Here is a 17810-nt window from a genome sequence, read left to right as displayed (position 1 = left end):
AGATTTAAAAACCAAAACCTTTCGTACAAAAGCAGTTAGTTAAACCACTATTCTAATAACTATTAGACACAAGTTTTAAACTACAGTCAACATCATTAGAAAAGTTCATAAAATAAGAACTTTTTAGACGCAGACTAAAATCTGATCAAAACCTGACTTTAAATTATTTAAATCTTCAGTCAGCTCTTAGTCAGAACTTAGTCTGTGTCAAAATCACCCTTAATTTTTTAATCTTTATTACAGAATACTGGCAAATAGATTAAGTAAAATCTAAAAGTAAAGTAATCCTCTTCATTTATATTTAAAAGAGATAACTCATACTTATTGATGTTATAAGCTGTGGCATCTGACTTACTGGTCCAAATAAACTATCTTCCTTACCCAAAAAAATAGAAGTACTAATATCAAGATTAATATTTCCAGGTAAAATATTTTGATAACTAGGATTTAGCATTAAACTACTATCATCTAAACTCACTATTGTAGTTAAGGAGATAGAGGAAAAATCATCAATTGGATAACTTATGCTACCAGTCAAAAGACTAAGTCTATTATCTCTATTGTCTACATTCAAATACGACATCTGCTCTAGTCTCAGGCTATTAAAATCAACCCCTAGGTATTCTACTTGCATATTAATCTTAGTATAATAATTTAAATTATAACTATAATCTGCACCTAAGAGATAGCTATTACTATTCTCTATCCTATCATCAAAATAATGACCAAAAGAACTATATACTCCTAAATTACCAATATCCCCCTTAAGAGTAAGGCCTAATCTCTGTTTAGGAATTACTGATGTAACCTGAAAATTCTCCCCTACTTGATTACTCATTTCAGCCTCCTGAACATAATTTAAAGTTAAATCATAATCCTTTACTCCCATTCTACCTCTAACTCCCCATTTCATCTCTTCGGATTTATCTGAAAATCCACTAGGAAAAGAGGTAATAATAGATAGGCTAGAATTCCAGTTAATTGGTATATAGGTTTCTAAAGCATCTGTATATTTGTTATTATTCTCCTCATCTAAAGCAACTGCTCCAAGGGTATAATCAACAGGATTGAGTAAAGACCCAAAGGACCAGGACACTGGTTGTCTCCCCAAGGTTAAATGGAAATTATCGAACTTATGTTTAATGTAGAGCTTTTTTGTAAAATAAGAGGCATTATCACCTGCTAACAGATCCTGTAATAGATTATTAATCTTAAATTCATAGCGTATCTCATTATTGCCTATTTGAGGAAGAAATAACTCTAGATTTAAACTTTCCAAAATCTCATTGTCAAAACTTCCATCCTCTTGCAATACACCTGCTAATAGAATTTCAAACTCTCCTCCAGTCTCTACTGCTAACGCTTGGTTATAAAAAGTAATTGTCAACAAAAAGATCATTATCACTACTGACACTTTACTCAATTATATCAACCCCTTATTTATCTAGTATGTTGGTTGAATTTTCCAAAAACCGATTATCAATTATTGCATGTTTTGTAGAGTAAAAGTTCCAGCAGGTATTTTAGGATTAAACTTTATTGACTTGATAACAAACTCAGTTCTAGTCTTTTTTCTCAGCTTATTCTCCATTACTGATTCAACTGGATACCATCGACCATCAATCTGCTCTACACGTTTTACATTCATCACCTTCAATAATCGTTCACTCTTGGCATATAACTCTTCTTTAAGACCAATAAACCTTTCTTTGTCAATCCAAGATTTACGTCGATAATAAGAGACTTCTTTACCATCTAAAGCAACACCTTCTAAAACATAACATTGACGACCATTCAGCTCTTCTTCACCGATAATCGCAAAGTCATAAAGATCTGTTAATTTATCAGACTCCATCATATCCTGATAGGAAAAATCACTTCCCATCATTCCCTGATTAAGCATATGACCAGAAATCTTAACTATATCTTCTGCTTCAGGAAAGAACATCCAGAGGTCATCATCTCTTTTTAGAAACTTAGTTCCTCGATCCCGAGCATTAGTAAATATGGTCAAACTATTATCTTCTTCTATAAAAGTGAGCATATTTTTGCTCATCTTTCGTCTGCCATTTATAATAACCATCTCAGCTTCTACTTTAGCAACCTTAATATATTCATTCTCATCCCTTCTATTAATTATCTCTTCAGCAGTCATAGCACTAACCATAGTGGTAATAGCAGCTATTAAAGCTATAAAACAAATAAATACTACTATTAATCTTTTCATCTATAATCATCCCCTTTCTTTTTCTACCCTTCACCCATAGCTTCAGTAGGTGAAAGTTTTGCTGCTCTTCGTGCTGGAATAATACAAGCAATAGTTACAATAATAACCCCTAACCCAAAAGCAAATATCGTATTAGTTATTGAAGAAACTGGATAAATAATTGAATTAACCATATGTTCTGAACTAAATCCTGCTACTGCTGAACTGAGATCTATCCCTGTTTGAGCTAGGTAATTATTTAAGATAAAACCTAGCATAGCTCCAAAGAAACTACCAACAATCCCCATAATGCTACCTTCAATAACAAAGAGCTGTAAGATATTCTTACTCTCTAGTCCTAGTGCAGACATCATCCCAATCTCTTTTGTTCGTTCTTTAACTATCATAATCATAGTATTAATAACCACGATACTAGCCAACAGTACTAGAAAGATATAAACCTGATTATAGACTAATTTAGCCATCTCCATATATGGAAGAAGATCACTGGTCTCTTTGTATCCCAAAGCAAGATACCTCTTATCTATTCCTTTCGATGACAGCAACCCTTTCACCTTGGGTAAAACTTGATCTACTAAGTTCCTATCAGCTGTTACCAACAGTAGTTCAGTAGTCTGACCTTCCATATATAAGATTCTCTGAGCCTGATCAAGGGGAAGATAGAAAACTACCTCATCAAGCATCTTTAGACCACTTTCTAAACGACCAACTATTTTGAAGGTAACACCTTTTAAAGAATTAAAGGCTGTATTAGATAATATAGTTACAGTATCACCAACCTGACGGTTTAATTGATCTAACAGGGTCGTACCCATCACCACTTCCAGTTGACCTGGCTGAACCATCCTCCCCTCTACTAATTTATCCTCAATATCGGTAAAGGCAATCTCTTGATCTGGATTAACCCCCCAACCGATCATAGTTACCAATTCATTTTCAGTACTGACCATAGCCCCAAACTTTAGTCTAGGAATTACCATCTCTACATTATCTATAGCTTTCAAATTGGCTATCATTCCATCTAGTCCCTGTTGCCCAAATCCATCTACTGGATAATTAAGAGGGAGTAAACGTTCCTGCTGCTGATAGTTCTGATCAATTATTTTAATATGACCAGAACTATATTGAATATGATCAGCAAAAATAGAGTCTATCATCCCTACTATATATCCTCTAGCAAAAACAACTATCATAACTGCAAAAGCAATAGCAATAATTGAAATAAATGTTCTTAATTTATATCTAAAGAGATTTTTAAAAGCTAATTTAGTAAGAAACCCCATTTTCTATACCCCCTAACGATGGTAGATTGCCTTAACTGGATCTTTGCTAGCCGCCCAGTAAGCTGGTAAAATACTAGATAATAAAGACACAATAACCCCAAAGCTAAAGACAAATATAAAAGCCTTTAAATTCCAAGTCCCATACATCTTTCCAATCACTGGTATTCCAAAGGAAGAGATATCTACATTATTACCTACTATAACACTCCAATCTATACCATAGTTTGCAAACACCCAAACACCAATAGCTCCCAACATTAGTCCCATAATACCTCCCAAAATACCGATACCAGTCGACTCCAGAACAAAGATATAGATGATCTCTTTTTCCTGTAAACCCATAGCCTTCATCATCCCGATCTCTTCCATCCTTTCTAGGGTAGCAAGGATAACTGTATTGATGATAGCAATAGCTGCAATTATCAAGATAATAGACATTATTAGCTGATTACCCATCTGTTTGGCACCAGCAACAGATATAGCCTCTAGCTCCTCCCAAGCATAGATACTTAAATCATCATCTATTCTTTTTAACTTACTTTCAAGCTCATCAGCAATCACCATTGCCTGATCCTTATCCTCTAATTTAACTATAATCTTACTCACTTGCTTGTCAACATTAAGGGCCTGTTGGGCTATCTTAAGAGGAAGATAAACAATATTACTATTCACATTAGGATTACTGGTATGAAAGAGTCCAGATACTTCAGCCTCAATTGTATTAAAGGTTTCATTTTTATCTCTGACTAAAAGTGTAATATAATCACCTATCTCTAATTTAAGAAGATCAGCCAACCTCTTTCCCATAACTACCTTATTTTCCTCCGAAGAAAAGATTGAACCTTCTATAAATTGATCTTCAAAAGCAAAGACCTCTTTGAACCTTTCAGGAATAATCCCTTTCCCAATCACAGGTAATTCATTAATACCATTATTGAGTCTAGCGTGAAAGTTAAGTTCAGGTGAACTACTCTTATATCCTCTAATACTCTCCAATAATGACATTTTTGGCTGATCGACAAACAAGAGATTTTCTAGAGATAAACCATCTTTATCTTCCCAATAATCATCTCTTACCAGTTGGAGATGACCAGCTTGGTAATCTATAATATTTTTATAAGAGATCTCAGTCATCCCACCAATCATAGAATCCATAATAATATAGAAAAAAATCGCAAAAGCAATAATAATTGCAGTGATAAGAGTACGATTACGATGACGCATTAAATTCTTAAAAGCCAGTTTAGTCAGAAACACTGTCCCTCCCCCCCCTCTTATCTTCAAAGATTAAACCATCACGAATTTCTAACATACGATGAGCATAATCCATTACCTGAGGATCATGGGTAGAGAAGATAAAGGTAGTACCTAACTCTTTATTCATTTTTACCATAACTTCTAAAACCTCTTCACTGGTTTTGGAGTCTAAATTAGCAGTAGGTTCATCTGCTAATACTAGTTTAGGTTCTTTAACAAGAGCTCTAGCTATTGCCACACGTTGTTTCTGACCACCAGATAATTCATTAGGTCTTCTATTCTCTAGACCATCCAAGCCAACATCAGCCAATATTCTCATCACTCTATCTTTTAATTCTTTTTTACTATATTTATTGACTAACCTAATTGCAAACTCTACATTCTCATAAGCAGTTAAAACTGGAATTAAATTATAGCTTTGAAAAACAAATCCGATATTATACCTTCTAAGTATAGCAAGTTCCTTTTTACTTAGTTCTTCTAGCTTTTGACCATTGAAATTAATAATACCACTAGTTGCTTTATCTAGACAACCAATCATATTCAACATAGTAGTCTTACCAGAACCAGAAGGCCCAAAAAGAGTGGTAAATTCCCCCTTTTCTACTGTTAAATCAATTCCTTTTAAAGCTGCTACCTCAATCTTTCCTTGTTGATAAACCTTCTTAACATTTCTTAATTCCAATAAAGCCATTTTCATGACCTCCTTTTTTATCAATCCCTCTTTTTAATACCATTTTCAATAAAATAAAGCATCTTATCAATTACCTCCATCATGCCCTTCTCATCATCTAGATCGATCTTTCCATCTTTATATATGATATCTATTAAAGAATAATTTAAATTGTTTAATAATCTAGAAACTAAGACTGTATCAATTGTTCGCTCTAACTCACCTTTTGCTATTCCCTCTGCAAGTAATTGTTGAAAAAAATCTGAACTCTTATCTTGATGTTCTCCCCAAATTTCACTTTGAAGGTCTTTATTATTTAATAACTTATTTCCAATATCAACTAAACGGGGATTCTCTTTAGCAAACCTGAACCCACTTAGATAAATTTCTCGTAACATCTCAAAGAAAGTATAATTATCTTTATTTTCTATTATATCATGATTTATATATTCTAATTTTTTGTTAACAATTAATTCCATAATATACTTAAAGATATCTTTCTTATCTTTAAAATATTGGTAAAAACTCCCTTTAGCTATACCAGCATTATCAGCTATAGCTGTAATTCTTGCTTGATGATATGGGCGTTGAGCAAATTCTTCTATAGCAGCATCTACTACTCTTTCTCTTTTCTCATTTGGCAAATTGAAAAAGGTTTCTTTTGGCATAAATAACTCTCCTTTTTTATCTAAACTTCTTAAAAATACTTGTTTATGAACATGACTTCATATTCATATGAATCTTTAGTCATATTATAATATGGGCTTAAAATAAAGTCAATAATAGAATTCAAAGCTATCCCTTAGTAAAATAGATCTATCCTGCTACTATGACCTTTTAATTACTAATATTACACTTTTTGTCATTTTGAATTAAAGAGACTAAAAGACTCGTAGATAGTTGATAGCAGATAATACAAATAAAATCAAAAACATTATACTCTTGACTTTAAAGGTTTTTAATATTTGATTTATCTACTTACTAATTCTAATCATATCAATAATTTGAATCTTATATCTTCCAATCTTATATCAAGTTTAGCCTATTAAATCTAAACTAACTATTTAAAGATTCAACTAATGCAATAAAATAATTATATATTTATCTTATTTTAATTGTATTATTTATCACATAAGCCTGATATTTTTCATAATCACTCTCTTTACACTCTAAAGTTAACTTATTACCACCTTCTTCATAACTAGTTCTAAACACATTAGCATTTTCAAAAAAATAAGAAACTATCTCTCCTTGATCATAAGGGATTATCATTTCACATTGAATATAATCTTTAAAGACATGATTACTAATTAATTGGATCAACTCATTTATTCCTATTCTTTCTTTAGCAGATAAATAAACTCTATCTTTTACTAGATGAGGAATTACAGTATCTGTTAAATCACCTTTATTAAAAGCATAAATAATAGGAATATTTTCAACCCCAATCTCCTTTAATGTTTTATTTGTAACATCAATTGATTTTTGATATTGAGAATCTGAATAGTCAACAACATGAATTATTAAATCAGCTTCTGCAACCTCTTCTAATGTAGATCTAAATGCTTTAACAAGATGATGAGGCAATCTATTTACAAATCCAACAGTATCTGTAAGCAAAAATAATTTATTATCAGGTAAATTTATCTTTCTAACCGAGGTTTCTAATGTTGCAAATAACATATCCTTCTCAAAAACCTGTTTGTCTAAAGATTCGTTAAAGATCTCAACCATTGCATTCATCAAAGTAGACTTTCCAGCATTGGTATAGCCAACTAAGGAGACAATAGGAATTCCACTTTTCTTACGTCTTTTCCGTTGTATCTTCCGTTGTGAAATTAATGCTTCTAATTCCTTCTGCAAAGCTGTTATCTTATCCTCAATCCTTCTTCGGCTAAGTTCTAAATTTGTCTCTCCTGCACCTCTATTTATTAAACCTGCTCCTCCACCCTGCCGATCATATTTTTTTTGCCCAACTAACCTAGGAAGCATATACTCAAGTCTAGCTACCTCCACTTGTAATTTTGCTTCTCTTGTCTTTGCACGCCGAGCGAAGATATCTAAGATCAACATAGTTCTATCCACTACTCTTACATCAAGTCTATCTTCAAGTACACGAATTTGAGAAGGAGATAATTCATCATTAGCTATTACTAGCTCAGCAGCTGTAAGATCTAGTAATTCCTCAAGTTCTCGAATCTTACCTGTGCCAATATAATGGGAGTTATTCATATAATCTAGGTTTTGGGTTAGCTCTCCAGCTACTTCTATATTACATGCAATTGCTAAGCCTTTTAATTCTTCCATTAAATATTCAAAATCATCTTCTTGATTTTTAAGATTTACACCTATTACTATCGCTTTTGTTTTTTTAGCCATTTTAAATCTCCTTTCATTTTTATATAAATTTGTCTGCCTACAGTGGATTCTTCAACATTGAACATCATATAACAATATTAATATTCTAATCTACTATATTATTGGAAGCCTTATCACTTGAGTAAAAATTAAAAAGAGATACTTATTCTCGATAAATAATTTTTTCCAAAATGCAAAAAAGTTGCAAATGAACATATTGTTCACCTACAACCCTTAAAATAAATATATTCCTATTTTTAAATAGATACAAAAATACCGTAATCTAATATAGAATACAGTTTTGAGTTATATACTATTAATTAAAGGGGTTTGTATAAATGTTCATCAAGAATCCGCAAATAAAGCATAACAAAATAGACCTAGTTTTTCTGATTCTTCAGCCTAGGTTTATGCCTTATATTATATTTAGTTTATTGTAATTATCCAATAAATTTGCGAAGCCTCATGAAATAAATATACATTTACAACCCTCACTTTCAAAATTATATATTAATATTAACATACATCTTTGAAGAATTCAAGTAGAATGAATACTACCAGGTCATATCCACCCACTTAATAAAAAAGAACTACTAGAATAAATCTAGTAGCCTTCTACTGTAAACTTTTTATATAATTTATTAACAGCTTTCTTCTCAATTCTAGAGACATAAGAGCGAGATATATTGAGTCTATTGGCAATCTCTCTTTGGGTCTTCTCTTGCCCATCCTGAAGCCCATATCTCAATTCTAATACCTTTCTTTCTCTACTATCTAATTCTTTGAGCTTCTCATATAAAGTCTCTTCTTTCATTGCCAATTCGACCTTTTCGCTAACCACATCTACTGCTGTTCCTAAGATATCAATTAATTTAATCTCATTACCTTCCTTATCAGAACCAATCGGTTCATGCATCAACTTCTCATTATTTAACTTCTTAGTCTTTCTTAAATGCATCAAAATCTCGTTTTTAATACATCTGGCTGAATAGGTTGCTAATCTAGTATTCTTATTGGGATTGAAGCTATCAATTGCCTTAATTAGTCCAATAGTCCCAATTGAGATCAAGTCTTCATTATCTTCTTTAGTATTAACTAGTGTAGTATTGTTACAATATATATTGTGTTAGTTATGCCTTGGATTGATGTCCCATACAAAAATAAAAATTGCTGTTAGAGACTAGTCTCTAACAGCAATTTTTATTTATATTCTATATCTAAAATAATACTAGAGTAAATGATCATAAATTTAAAAACTTCTTTATTCCTAAATACTCCCATAACTCACCTTCAATCTCCATAAAATATCATTTCGTCTCTATAATAGCATCAGTCAAAATAAACTCTTCAGGACTTAATGCTTCAACCCTACTATTTTTAAAATCCTTTAAATTCCTCGTAACTATATAATCAACCTTATTCTCTAAAGCACTTACTTCTATTACCGCATCCTCATAATCTTTGATTTTAGAATCCAAAGCACTTTTCAAAGTCTCACCTGTTGCAGGTAATACCTCAAAAATATCTAAAATCTCGCGAAGAAAATATTTAACCCTCTTCGTTTGAAAATGTCTTTGTAATAAATAAGCTAAAGTAGTTATTTCATGTGAGCAAACATAACCTTTAAACTTTCCTCTAACACAACTATCAATCGCTTTCTCCGCTGCTTTAAAACCATTCCTTTCAAGAGCTAAATCCATAATTACATTAATATCAATTATCACTCTTTTCATGAAACATTCTCCTCATTTCTTTCTTATCCTCTGGAAAATCTTTATCTTCAAAAAAACCACTAAGCTTTTTTACCCTTGAACTAACTTCATATTCTTTATCTTGAACATTCTTTAAATCCATCAAATGTTTCTCTACTATACTAGAAATAGACTGATTTGTTTCTTTAGAAAATTGATGAGCAAACTCAATTACATCTTTTTCAATACTTAATGTCAATTTATCTTTCATAGCATCTCCTCCTTACGTATACTATTATATCATTATACGTTTTAAACTTCAATTGTGTTATGTCAGTTTATAGATTTGTGAATCTAAAATGAAATTTATCCAAAATAATTTCTAGCCCCTGCACGTTGTTTTATTTTTTCAGGATTACTATTAGCATAATTAGAGAATCTTATCAATTCATTTGATAATTCTTCAGAAGAAGAATATTTAGGACCATATTTATCTTCAACATATTTAGCAAGTAAAGCACTAGTCCATACATTTTGGATATAACCAAAATCATTAGGTTTTTTATTTACAACTATATATTTAATATCTTCAACAATTTCTACTGTTAATTCACTTGGTATATTACCACCACGTTGGTCAATTATATTTAAAGGACTATCATTCCATTGATTGATATATCTTGTTATAGTAGACCGAGATTTTCCTAAAGTATTCATAATAACTGTAGTATCGACACCATTGTAACGCATAATAACTGCCATTAATACGGAATTAGTATATTCGCTAGTAGTTTCAGAGGCTAATTGTTGTAATTCTTCAATAGTATATCTGTGTAATGTTTTAACTTCAATGAATTTTCTGCCCATTTATAATAGCTCCTTTATATATAAGTTAGCTTAATTATAAATCTTTTTGGGCAAGATTAATACTGGAAAATTTCAGTCTAAAATCACGAGCCTATATTTATGCCTCTTGTCTAAAGTAAAATCTATCCACTCTTCAGTATCTCGATAATTCTGATCAAATTTATTTAATGCTTTTATGATATCTTCTCTGCTCATATCAGGTATAGCCATTTTACATCCTCCAGTTCTTTCATTAAAGTAATCTTCTATCCTTTTATCTATATACTCTTGTAATTCAAATATATTATCCAGTGTTAGTTGACTCCATAGATCTTGATCCATTTTTACTAAATCGTTATCTTCCATTAAATAATCTATCTTATCTAAAGGCATCCTTCTAACATAATTCTTCAATTTATTAAAACTTGTATTCTCAATATTCTTTATTTCTAAAGCGGTATTATCTTCTTCTACATCTAAGCCTCTTATTTTTCTATCTAAATAGAAGCCTTGAAAATATTTAATAAGCTCATTAATTTTAACTATTCCTTCCTTTGCTAAATCAAAAAAGCCTTATAAACAATAAATTTATAAGACTTTTGATAATTATTTAAATCAAATTTAATAGACTCTACTATTTTCACTAAAAAGTTCACCTCTTCTAAGATTATATAAATACACCATAATTTTCTATACCATAATATTACTACATAAAAGCATTAATTTCCTTTAAATAAAAAAACCTCCCAAGGATTAATCCCCTAGGAGGTTTCTCATTTTTAGCCATTTATATTTTTTCTTTTACAATATTCATTATTTCTTTTTCACCTGAAAATTAACACCATATTTAATTTTATACTCGTCTTCATCAAGCTTCAACCTCACCCCCTCTTCCTTCTGCACCTTAGCCTTGAACCTATTCTCAATTTTCTTCTTATTCTCATTACCAATCTCATAACCAGCCTCCTCCAACTCACTCAACACCTTATCCAAGAGATCATTAATGCTATTCAACGAATCATTCTCAGGAACCTCCAATAAAATACCATCAATCACATTATCAACCTCAGCCAAAATAAAAGCTCCCGTCCTAAAATAAGGCTCCAAGCCTAGCTTCCATTTTCTCACTAGACTCAACCCTCTTAGCCCAGATTGGAAGACAATCTTTATCACATGTTAACTTAACTTCATATCCTAAATGTTTCAACAAAAATCCAATCAATTTAGATAGTTTCAAGTTAATATCCTTTTCACAAGAAAACTTACCCATAGCACCAGAATCTTTGCCTTCATGCCCTGGATCTATGATAATTTTCATTTGACCACTTCTTTTAAATGCAGAGGATAAGGGATAGAGTATAAAGGATAGTTAAAAATAAAAGATCAAAATCTTTAAAGATCTTGATCTTCACTATCCTATGTCCTCTGTATTCTATCCTCTATCCCTTAATATTCTCTTCTTTATCATCTAAAGATAAAACATATAACCCATCAACCATAATTTTAAAGATAAACCTATAGCCTACCAATCCCAATAGTAATAATCCACCACTTAGCTCCCAAATCCACTCACCGAATAAATTTGCTACTGCTAATGTAATTAACCACCATCCTGTTAACCAAGTTAAACATAATAATATTTCTTTTATATATTAATTTCAATCTAAGCACTCCTTATCAATTTTTTATGAGGATAAAAAACAAAGCCAAAAGCAATCTCTGCTCTTGACTTTAAATCTTTTGAATATTTTATTTTTACTAATTATTAATCACCAGGGATCAATCACTACTTAATATCAATGATTTAACCCTTATATCTTTCAATTTTATATCAAGCTGAGTTGCAGATAATATTAGCTAGTTTAGACGAAGTTTCAAGCTCATCAAAAAATTTAATAGAAACCTTACTTTTAATTTGGATCTCTTTCGATATGGAAATGATTTAGATCTTATATCTTCCAACTTTATACCAACTTTAATCTATCAAGTCTAAATAAATATCTAAACTTCTATTTAACAATTCAACTACTAAAAACATATAATTCCCCCTATAATAAAGTTAAATATTTAATATAATCATCTATAACATTAACTTAGTAAAAATGTGGTTTCACTCTACTTTATCATTCTATAAAATTATTATTACACCTCTATTAAATCTATTACATTATAGTGACCTGACCTCAAACCAAGTCCCCAATACTATTTCACCGATAATATTGAATTGCTGCAATAATTTTGACTTTACATAAAATCTTTTATTTAGGAAACCATATATAAAAGTAATCCACAAGAATAAAAATGAAAGGAAGATTCTATGAGTCCAATTGAAGTAGGCACAAAAGCACCAGACTTTACTGCAAAGGATAATAAAAATCAAAACATAAGTTTATCTGCCTATAAAGGAAAAAAGGTACTTCTTTCTTGGCATCCCTTGGCCTGGACACCAGTTTGTACTGACCAAATGCGAGCATTGGAAACTAATTGGGGAAACTTTCAGAATCTCAATACCATCCCCCTAGGATTCAGTGTAGATTCACAGCCTTGTAAAAAAGTATGGGCAACAGCACTCCAGATTAATAACGTTAGTCTACCAGCTGATTTTCTGCCCCACGGTAAAATTGCCCGAGATTATGGGATATTTAATGAGACTAAAGGAGTATCTGAGCGAGCTAATATCATCATTGATGAAGATGGCAATGTACAATGGGTCAAAGTTTATCCATCAGGACAACTGCCAGATATCAATGAAGTCCTGCAAGTTTTATCAAGTAATTAAGCCACCATTACAAATAAGGTATATACTCTGATTAGCTAGACACTATATTTTTCTTATTTTGATTAAAAAATGATAACTACTTTATGTTATTTAAAACTAAAGATAATTCACTTTTAAATTCTTTACATAGATAAAGATAATAATTCTTGATTAACTAAAATCTAGGATTATTATCTTCTCTATACTCGAATCAAATCTCCAATACTCTCCTCCAATTTTTCCAATGCTCTCTTCTTTACCCGATAACACTGACTTGCTGAATAAGGAAATCTAATACTATATAGAACATGAAAAATAATTTAAATTAATTTAACAACGCCCTGAGGGGATTTATCCGAAGAAGTACTCTTGGGGTGAATTAGACATTAACAGACTAAACTAAAAATTTGAAAGCTTTTAATTTTAATTCGCGTCAATTCGTAAGATTCGTTACAAAAAAATTATTTTAGTCTTTTACTATTACTCGTAACTGTTAATCTAAAATATTTATCGGTCTCTATATATTATCTTTAATCCTAGCTAGTAATTAAAAACAGCTCTAATCTAGGTTATAATAAACCCCACATCCTTATAAAAAAAGAACTACTAGAATAAATCTAGTAGCCTTCTACTGTAAACTTTTTATATAATTTATTAACAGCTTTCTTCTCAATTCTAGAGACATAAGAGCGAGATATATTGAGTCTATTGGCAATCTCTCTTTGGGTCTTCTCTTGCCCATCCTGAAGCCCATATCTCAATTCTAATACCTTTCTTTCTCTACTATCTAATTCTTTGAGCTTCTCATATAAAGTCTCTTCTTTCATTGCCAATTCGACCTTTTCGCTAACCACATCTACTGCTGTTCCTAAGATATCAATTAATTTAATCTCATTACCTTCCTTATCAGAACCAATCGGTTCATGCATCAACTTCTCATTATTTAACTTCTTAGTCTTTCTTAAATGCATCAAAATCTCGTTTTCAATACATCTGGCTGAATAGGTTGCTAATCTAGTATTCTTATTGGGATTGAAGCTATCAATTGCCTTAATTAGTCCAATAGTCCCAATTGAGATCAAGTCTTCATTATCTTCTTTAGTATTTTCAAATTTCTTAACAATATGAGCTACTAATCTCATATTATGTTCAATTAGCTTATCCTTAGCTGCTAAATCCCCTTCAGCCAATCTCATCAAACACTCTTCCTCTTCCTCTTTGGATAGAGGCTGTGCAAAGGTAGTACCATTAGAGATATATGATACTAGAAACATTAAGCCATCCATTAATGTTGAGCATAACTCAACCAAAAAAGAAGGCACCAAAGACCATTCACCTCCCAAGTTTCACTCCTATTTATATCTATATGAGGTGATATACTCAATTGTGCCTGTCCACGAGATTTATTCCCCTTTAACTATCTCCAGTTCAAGTTTATTTTGTAAATTATGCAAGATTTTTAGCGAGGATTTTTTATTTTATTTGTCATATCTAAGTTAATTTGTGAAATTTATCATTATTGCTTTAGATAAGAAATTTTAAATATCTAATTATAGGAGCAGATTTAATGAAAAGTAAGTTATATCTAGCACCATAATAAGTATGGAGAGGTAATGATTAATTGAGTTTACTTACATTTAAGAAGGTATTTCCAACATATATTATGAATACTATCAAGATACTATAGAACAATTATTAGAATAGCTATTAAAGCCCCTTCAAGTAAGAATAGACAACCCTGGGGCGTAAATTGTAAATAATTTGATTTATTGCAATATGATTTTCTAAAGTACCAAGTTTAGATTTTACATAGAAAAATGACAGCAAAGACTGATTTACCCTAAGCTTCTAGCCCTATTTAGGGATATAGTCAATGCTGTCTCTTTAGATAACTTATTCTCCTTCAACTATCTCCAACTCAACTTGCTTCTGTAAATTCTCCAATATCTCTAATACATCATCCTTAGTACCCTCTGTTGCCTCTAAATTCAAAATCCCTATCTCACCTTTAACTCCTACTACTGTAGTTAAAGCCAAACCTTCATAAGCCTTTAAAACATTATCTACAAAATATAATTCATCCTTCTCCACCTTAACCTGAAATCCAATAGTACCCTTCATTAACTTAACTCCTTAAGAATAGATTTAACCTTAGTAACTAAGATATCAATAGCCACTTTATTATAACCACCTTCAGGGATAATAATATCTGCATACTTCTTAGTCGGTTCGATAAATTGTTGGTGCATCGGACGAACCACTCCTAGATATTGATTGACCACTGAATCCATAGTTCTACCCCTCTCTTCAGTATCCCTTAATAATCTACGAATAAATCTGACATCATTATCTGTATCTACATAAATTTTAATATCGAGCATATTCCTTAACTTCTCATTCTCTAAGACTAAAATACCTTCTAAAACAATCACATCACAAGAATCAATTGTAACTGTCTCATTGGTACGGGTATGCTTAGAAAAATCATAAACAGGCTTTTCAATACTCTTACCAGCCATTAAATCCTCTAAATGCTCAATTAACAGCTCAGTATCAAAAGCAAAGGGATGGTCATAATTGGTCTTAATTCTCTCTTCAAAGGAGAGATGGCTTTGATCCTTGTAATAAGAGTCCTGCTGAATCAAGACTATATTATTATGACCTAACTCCTCTATAATCGTTTTAGCTACTGTGGTCTTACCTGAACCTGTTCCCCCTGTCAACCCTATTAGAACAGGCTTACTCATCACCATCACCTTTTTCTCTTCTGACTAAATCATACTCTTCAACTGGATTATCTACCTTAACTGTAATTAATTGGTGAGGATGGGGAGCATCGGGGACCTCTTCCCCATCTTCATTTTTAATATAATCTAGCTTTTGAGAGAAGGTATCTGTCCTTGGACCAAAAAACTCTACAACATCACCTTGGAAGAACTTACTTCTTACCTCAATCACCGCTTCTTGACTCTCTGGAAGATAATCACGAACGACCCCCATATAATCATAACTTCTATGGAAACCATAGTCATCATAATTCTGCTCTGTACCAGTGGGTTTATCAAAATAAAAACCAGTTGTATAATTACGATGGCTAATCTTTCTTAACTCGTCTAGCCACTCTGGTTTAAATTGATAGTTCTCTGGGTCTTTAGCATAAGCATCCAAAGCCCTACGATAGACATTAGTAACTGTTGCTACATAATGGAGACTCTTCATCCTACCTTCTATCTTAAAGCTATCTATCCCAGCTTCGATTAACTCTGGTATATACTCTATCATACAGAGATCTTTAGAGTTATAGATAAAGGTTCCTCGGTCATTCTCATAGATAGGATAATGCTCACCAGGCCGCTTCTCCTCCATTAAAGTATACTTCCAGCGGCAAGAATGAGCACATGCTCCCTTATTAGCATCTCTACCATTCATATAATTACTCAATAAGCAACGACCTGAATAAGAGATACACATGGCCCCATGGACAAAGGCTTCTATATCAATATCTACCTTCTCTTTGATCTTCTTAATCTCTTCTAGGGATATCTCTCTAGCAGCAACGATCCTTTTTGCACCTTGACTCTTCCAGAATTGGGCACTACGCCAGTTAGTATTATTAGCCTGAGTACTGATATGAACCTCTAATTCAGGAGCAGCCTCTTTAACTATAGCAAAGATACCAGGATCAGCTACAATAACCCCATCTACCCCAATTTTGTCTATCTCTTTAATATACTCAGGTAAACCTTCAAGGTCTTCATTATGAGGGATGATATTAGCCGTCACATAGACCTTAACTCCACGCTCATGGGCAAAGTCTAACCCCTCTTCCATCTCTTCTAAAGTGAAGTTTCCCGCCTTCTCTCTCATTCCATAAGCCTCTCCACCTAAATAAACTGCATCTGCACCATATAATATCGCTATCTTCAATTTTTCTAAAGTCCCTGCTGGAGCTAATAGTTCTGGTAATTGCATCTATTCTTCCTCCTTTTTAATACTGATTGCTAGTCCATCTCCTAGTGGAACTATCGATGAATCTAATAAAGGATGATCCATAATCGTATCTACATACTCTCTCAACCTTCTGGTCAAAGTATTATATCTTGGATGATAAAAGCGGTCATCAGCAATCATTCCCTTAAATAAAACATCATCAGCTATGATTAGACCACCATCATTAATCAACCTTAAACTCTCTTCTAAAAAATTAGGATATTGACCTTTAGCAGCATCTATAAATATAAAATCAAATTTTCCTTCTAAGGTAGGTAAAATCTCTAAAGCATTCCCTGTCAATAGTTTGATATTATCATATCCTAAAGTATCAAAATTATCTTGAGCCTCCTTAGCTGAAGCTTCATTCAACTCAATTGTAACGATCTCTCCGTTCAAATCTCTAGCCAACCATAAAGTCGAATACCCAATAGCTGCACCTATCTCTAAAATTCTCTTAGGTTTATGTAATTTAACTAAAAGGTTTAATAGATTTCCTACTTCTGGCTCTATAATAGGAAATCCACGTTCTAATGCTGATTCTTCAATCTCTCTAAACTTACCTTCCCTGTCTGGTTGTTTCTCTCGTAAATATTTAACAATCCACTCTTGGACAAGATTACTCATTGTAGCACCCCTTGTATTAAGTTTGTGTTTAAGTCTAAGTTTTAGTAATAGCAATAACCGTATAAACTCAGACTTAAACCCCATCTTAGCTATTATTATA

The 17810-nt window shown here is 31.9% G+C and carries 20 protein-coding genes; 1 reads left to right on the top strand and 19 read right to left on the bottom strand.

Going from position 1 to position 17810, the window contains the following annotated elements:
* Nucleotides 1-301 precede the first annotated feature (301 nt).
* From U472_RS05000 to U472_RS04935, 14 genes are all read right to left on the bottom strand, one after another.
* Nucleotides 302-1423 (bottom strand): hypothetical protein, encoded by a 1122-nt coding sequence (locus U472_RS05000; RefSeq protein WP_068716151.1) that lies wholly within the window; start codon nt 1421-1423, stop codon nt 302-304.
* A gap of 60 nt (nt 1424-1483) precedes the next feature.
* Nucleotides 1484-2227, bottom strand: a complete 744-nt coding sequence (locus U472_RS04995) for an outer membrane lipoprotein-sorting protein (protein ID WP_068716149.1) — start codon at nt 2225-2227, stop codon at nt 1484-1486.
* Between the two features lie 23 nt (nt 2228-2250).
* A complete protein-coding gene (locus U472_RS04990; RefSeq protein WP_068716147.1) occupies nt 2251-3510 on the bottom strand; it encodes an ABC transporter permease in 1260 nt (419 codons plus the stop codon).
* A 12-nt stretch (nt 3511-3522) separates the two neighbouring features.
* On the bottom strand, nt 3523-4767 hold the full coding sequence (locus U472_RS04985) for an ABC transporter permease (protein ID WP_068716145.1): 1245 nt from the start codon (nt 4765-4767) through the stop codon (nt 3523-3525).
* Nucleotides 4754-5461 (bottom strand): ABC transporter ATP-binding protein, encoded by a 708-nt coding sequence (locus U472_RS04980; RefSeq protein ID WP_068716144.1) that lies wholly within the window; start codon nt 5459-5461, stop codon nt 4754-4756. Before U472_RS04980 ends, U472_RS04985 begins: the two co-directional genes overlap by 14 nt.
* 20 nt (nt 5462-5481) lie before the next feature.
* Nucleotides 5482-6108 (bottom strand): TetR/AcrR family transcriptional regulator, encoded by a 627-nt coding sequence (locus tag U472_RS04975; protein ID WP_068716142.1) that lies wholly within the window; start codon nt 6106-6108, stop codon nt 5482-5484.
* A gap of 433 nt (nt 6109-6541) precedes the next feature.
* Nucleotides 6542-7819 (bottom strand): GTPase HflX, encoded by a 1278-nt coding sequence (gene hflX / locus U472_RS04970; RefSeq protein WP_068716140.1) that lies wholly within the window; start codon nt 7817-7819, stop codon nt 6542-6544.
* A 583-nt stretch (nt 7820-8402) separates the two neighbouring features.
* The gene (locus U472_RS04965) at nt 8403-8918 is read right to left on the bottom strand and encodes a sigma-70 family RNA polymerase sigma factor (RefSeq protein WP_083189762.1); all 516 of its coding nucleotides are present in this window, start codon (nt 8916-8918) and stop codon (nt 8403-8405) included.
* A gap of 187 nt (nt 8919-9105) precedes the next feature.
* Nucleotides 9106-9531 (bottom strand): PIN domain-containing protein, encoded by a 426-nt coding sequence (locus U472_RS04960; RefSeq protein WP_068716138.1) that lies wholly within the window; start codon nt 9529-9531, stop codon nt 9106-9108.
* Nucleotides 9512-9760 (bottom strand): DUF6364 family protein, encoded by a 249-nt coding sequence (locus U472_RS04955; RefSeq protein WP_068716136.1) that lies wholly within the window; start codon nt 9758-9760, stop codon nt 9512-9514. Before U472_RS04955 ends, U472_RS04960 begins: the two co-directional genes overlap by 20 nt.
* A 95-nt stretch (nt 9761-9855) precedes the next feature.
* Entirely contained in the window at nt 9856-10356 is a 501-nt protein-coding gene (locus U472_RS04950; RefSeq protein WP_068716134.1) for a helix-turn-helix domain-containing protein, read from the bottom strand.
* A 72-nt stretch (nt 10357-10428) separates the two neighbouring features.
* On the bottom strand, nt 10429-10728 hold the full coding sequence (locus tag U472_RS04945) for a hypothetical protein (RefSeq protein ID WP_068716133.1): 300 nt from the start codon (nt 10726-10728) through the stop codon (nt 10429-10431).
* A 420-nt stretch (nt 10729-11148) separates the two neighbouring features.
* Entirely contained in the window at nt 11149-11463 is a 315-nt protein-coding gene (locus U472_RS04940) for a hypothetical protein (protein ID WP_068716132.1), read from the bottom strand.
* Nucleotides 11426-11653 carry an N-acetylmuramoyl-L-alanine amidase gene (locus tag U472_RS04935; RefSeq protein ID WP_068716130.1) on the bottom strand — a complete coding sequence of 76 codons (228 nt, stop codon included), beginning with the start codon at nt 11651-11653 and terminating at the stop codon, nt 11426-11428. The genes U472_RS04940 and U472_RS04935 overlap by 38 nt, the downstream gene beginning before the upstream one ends.
* A gap of 999 nt (nt 11654-12652) precedes the next feature.
* Between U472_RS04935 and U472_RS04930 the strand changes: the two genes are divergently transcribed.
* Nucleotides 12653-13114: a redoxin domain-containing protein gene (locus U472_RS04930; RefSeq protein WP_068716128.1), complete on the top strand. Its 462-nt coding sequence runs from the start codon at nt 12653-12655 to the stop codon at nt 13112-13114.
* A gap of 596 nt (nt 13115-13710) precedes the next feature.
* Here the strand turns inward: U472_RS04930 and sigK are convergent.
* The 5 genes from sigK to U472_RS04905 form a co-directional block, all read right to left on the bottom strand.
* A complete protein-coding gene (gene sigK, locus U472_RS04925; protein WP_083189816.1) occupies nt 13711-14418 on the bottom strand; it encodes an RNA polymerase sporulation sigma factor SigK in 708 nt (235 codons plus the stop codon).
* Between the two features lie 568 nt (nt 14419-14986).
* A complete protein-coding gene (locus tag U472_RS04920) occupies nt 14987-15214 on the bottom strand; it encodes a DUF4911 domain-containing protein (protein WP_068716126.1) in 228 nt (75 codons plus the stop codon).
* The gene (gene udk / locus U472_RS04915; RefSeq protein ID WP_068716124.1) at nt 15214-15840 is read right to left on the bottom strand and encodes a uridine kinase; all 627 of its coding nucleotides are present in this window, start codon (nt 15838-15840) and stop codon (nt 15214-15216) included. Before udk ends, U472_RS04920 begins: the two co-directional genes overlap by 1 nt.
* Nucleotides 15833-17065, bottom strand: a complete 1233-nt coding sequence (locus U472_RS04910; protein ID WP_068716122.1) for a peptidase U32 family protein — start codon at nt 17063-17065, stop codon at nt 15833-15835. The genes udk and U472_RS04910 overlap by 8 nt, the downstream gene beginning before the upstream one ends.
* Nucleotides 17066-17710 carry an O-methyltransferase gene (locus U472_RS04905; RefSeq protein ID WP_068716120.1) on the bottom strand — a complete coding sequence of 215 codons (645 nt, stop codon included), beginning with the start codon at nt 17708-17710 and terminating at the stop codon, nt 17066-17068.
* Between the last annotated feature and the right edge of the window lie 100 nt (nt 17711-17810).

Origin of the sequence: Orenia metallireducens (assembly GCF_001693735.1) — a bacterium.
GTDB lineage: Bacteria > Bacillota > Halanaerobiia > Halobacteroidales > Halobacteroidaceae > Orenia > Orenia metallireducens.
The sequence above is the reverse complement of the archived record's forward strand: the minus strand, read 5'-3'. Positions and strand labels throughout refer to the sequence as shown.